Source organism: Streptomyces coacervatus (genome assembly GCF_029223485.1).
GTDB lineage: Bacteria > Actinomycetota > Actinomycetes > Streptomycetales > Streptomycetaceae > Streptomyces > Streptomyces coacervatus.
Map to the genome: position 1 here is coordinate 1 of NZ_JARHTP010000052.1, position 3,161 is coordinate 3,161.

Here is a 3,161-nt window from a genome sequence, read left to right on the forward strand (position 1 = left end):
CTCCGCCGCGAAGTCCTCCAGATCACACCGGACCGCGGCCAACTCCCCACCCATCACAACAGGTCAACGGAACAAGAGATCAAACGGACACGCCACCGGCGAGTGAACCTGACCAGGCCCTACTAGGCGGTCATGCGAGCGTCAGCTGCTCCGGCCCGTTCTCGTCGGCGTCGTCCGTCGGCAGAGGTAGCGAGTCGGGAACATCTCGGTTCAGCCGCAACCACCATCCGAACTGCCAGTTCCGGCAGGTGCGATGGAGCTTCGACTGCCGCAGCGGCGCATCGAGGGGAATGATGTGCTCACCCCAGCCGAGTATGGGCCGAGCGTTGGTCAGCTGCACGCCCAGCCCGCGCACGAGGGCATCGCCCGCCCAGGTCTGGCCCGGCGCGTACTCGAACGCAAGGTGAGCGTTGCGGCTCCAGTCCCAGGGGATCGGCAGTGCACACAGGTACCAGGCAACTGGTGGATTCGCCGTGGGCAGGTGCAGGGTCTGCCGGCGCTGATGGGTGTTGATGTGTGGCCGGTCGCACTCGCCGAACGTCTTCAGGCAGTGCTGCGTCAGGTCAAGTTCACGGATCCCGGCCAGCCACATGATGCGGTAGCTGTCCCGGGCTTCTATTTCTACGCGGACCCTATCTGAGCCCGCCCTCGAATTCATTCTTCTAGCCCTCCAGAGTGGAATTCCTGTCCTTGATCAATTCTACCAGAATTGACGAAAGTCCCTCATGCCTGCCGTGTCTGAATTCATTGGGATATGGCATATTGAATTCCTCCGAGAATGCCCTTTCATATTCCCCGATCGGAAGGGCTCGGGGGCGCTTGCAGACGGCCTTGACCGTGGCTCTGGTCGTGTCGCTGATCGCCACCTCCTCGAAGTAGCGGGACAGCAGGCCGAGGAGAGACTCCGGCGTGTGGTAGCGGATGCGCTGCCACTTGCCGCGTACGAACCGCATGTCTACGTTCTCGCTGTCGAGGAACGAGAGGCGGGTGGAGTCGCGGCTGATGGAATGCCCGGAGTTCTCGTACGCCAGCTCCCGCTCCAGATTCCGCGTGCCGATGCACACCTGCCCGTCGGCGGCGCACAGCGCGTTCACAGTGACGAGGACCCAGTGCTGGTACTCGAGGCTGGTGGTGGCGTTGATGACTGAGTCGAGGACCACCACCTCGTACAGCCCGTGCTCCTTCAGCTCGCGTTCGATGCCGCGGATCTGGCCGACGATGGTGCGGATGTCGACGGCGTACTTGCCCTTCAAGGTCCGGTACGGCTCGTAGTCCTGGACCTTGTAGCCCTTCGCGCGCAGATGCCGGGCGTAGTCGCCGTGACCGGCCCCGAAGTCCACCACCCGGTGCGACGTGGTCAGCCACGGCAGAACGAGGCGCTCCCACACCTCGGACTTGTACCGGACCTTGTCCGCCTTCGCTTTCGAGGAGTGCTCACGCAGCCGGTTCGGCTGGACGATGTGCTGATTCCACACTGGTGCCTGGTCTTCGAGGCCGGTCCAGTCGTATAGGCCGTACTCACCGGTGAGGTCCTCGACGAGCTGGCCGGCGTCGAAGGAGGCGACGGTCCAGGCGAGCATGTCGAAGCGTTGGGCCTTGGCGACAGCTGCGTACTCGGCGTTGAGGACGATGCGGCCCTGGTCGTCGATGACCACAGAGCCCCACGGGCCGTGGGCGGCGGTCATGAAGCCGATCGCCTGCTGGAAGGGGAGGTTCTTCGACTCCTCGACCTCGATGGTCTGCCACGGAATCCAGCACCACTGGCCGATCGGCCCCGGCTCTGCGTACACCACGGACGATTCGGTCTCGACGCGGTTGTGCAGGAGGTTGAACTTGATCTCGTCCTGAAGGCGGACCTTCTGCGGCAGGATCATCGCCGGCGTCGTCGTCCGCCCGATCGCCTTCAGGCCCTTGGTTCTCTGGTGACCTGCAACCAGCGTGCCGTCCGCGTTGAGGATCACCGGCTTGACGACGCCGTGCCTGCTCAACGAAGCCTGTAGCCGCACGAACGACTCGGGAGAGAGACGGCGCGGGTTGTAGTCCGCGGGCCGCAGCTTCTCCAGCGGATAGGCGGGGTCGAACCGTACGACGAGAGGGTTCACGCGGCCGCTCCCTCTTCGGCCCGGTGCTCCTCGTTGAGGACGTGCCAGCCGAAACCGAGGTCGGAGTCGTTGTCGCCGACGAACTGCTTGTAGAGCGCGTCGAGGAGCTCGACCTCGGCCTGAGTGATCCGCACGCGGGTGGAGGACCACTGCATGTAACCCCACTGCAAGTAATCCACTGTCGCCGCGGCACCGGTGTCGGCTCCGTCGGACGGAAGCTCGATCGGTGCCGGGAGCGCCGTCTCGTCCAGAAGCTGGTCGAGCTGGTCCTGGTCGTATCCGGTGCCGTCGAGATCCGGGAGTTCGGTGAGGATGTCCGCGAGGAGCGCCGTGTCGTACCCGGCCAGGTCCGAGGTGCGGTTGTCGACGATGACGATCTTCGCTGCAGCGTCGTCGTCCACGTCGAGGAAGGTGACTGCGATGTCGGTCCACCCGAGCCGCTTGGCCGCCTTATAGGTGTGGTTGCCTGCGAGAATCTCGTTCGGCCGACCGGTCAGGGTGCCGCGATTGACGACGATCGGCCGGTACTGCCCGTTGACGGACAGCGACTCGGCAATGGAGTCGAGATCACCGGTACGGGGATTGCGATGGTACGGGGTCAGCTCGGCGACCGGGACAGCCAAGTCCGCAAGCGAGGCCGGTACACGGGGGGCGGCAGTGGACACGAGGCTCCAGCCCCGCGCCCACCACCGAGCCTAGGTGAGCGAACACCCGATGCCCGTGGTTGCTCAGGCTGGATCTGGCACTTGGTGAGGCCCCGCAGACGGGGGATGCTGCAGGGCCTCGAACCGGTCAACGGGCAGACGCTTCCTGGAGTTCCCGTGGTTTAGGTGGGCAGCGCAGCGCGTCCTTCAGCGGTGGTTTCCACGAGATCCGGACGGGCCCCGTTTGCTGGTGAGACGACGCGGACCAGTCCTTTGTCATGCAAGCTGATCGAGGCGCCGTACAGCGCGAGCTGCCGTTCGGTCAATGCCTCCCAGTCAGGATGATCCTCGTCCAGGCCGCCGGGGGTTGGCAGCAGGCGTCGCCGCCGCTCCGGCCGCGACGCCTGCTGCCAAC

General features: G+C 65.0%; 4 protein-coding genes. All 4 read right to left on the minus strand.

Features of this window, described 5'->3' with window-relative positions; translation table 11 throughout:
- Positions 1–130: 130 nt before the first annotated feature.
- Entirely contained in the window at positions 131–592 is a 462-nt protein-coding gene (locus tag P2Q00_RS50470; protein WP_275781974.1) for a hypothetical protein, read from the minus strand.
- Positions 593–662: 70 nt separating this feature from the next.
- The gene (locus P2Q00_RS50475) at positions 663–2,102 is read right to left on the minus strand and encodes a methyltransferase domain-containing protein (protein ID WP_275781975.1); all 1,440 of its coding nucleotides are present in this window, start codon (positions 2,100–2,102) and stop codon (positions 663–665) included.
- A complete protein-coding gene (locus P2Q00_RS50480) occupies positions 2,099–2,725 on the minus strand; it encodes a ParB/RepB/Spo0J family partition protein (RefSeq protein WP_275781976.1) in 627 nt (208 codons plus the stop codon). The genes P2Q00_RS50475 and P2Q00_RS50480 overlap by 4 nt, the downstream gene beginning before the upstream one ends.
- Positions 2,726–2,928: 203 nt before the next feature.
- Positions 2,929–3,161 (minus strand): hypothetical protein (locus P2Q00_RS50485; protein ID WP_275781977.1); only part of this gene is annotated, 233 nt, incomplete at its 5' end.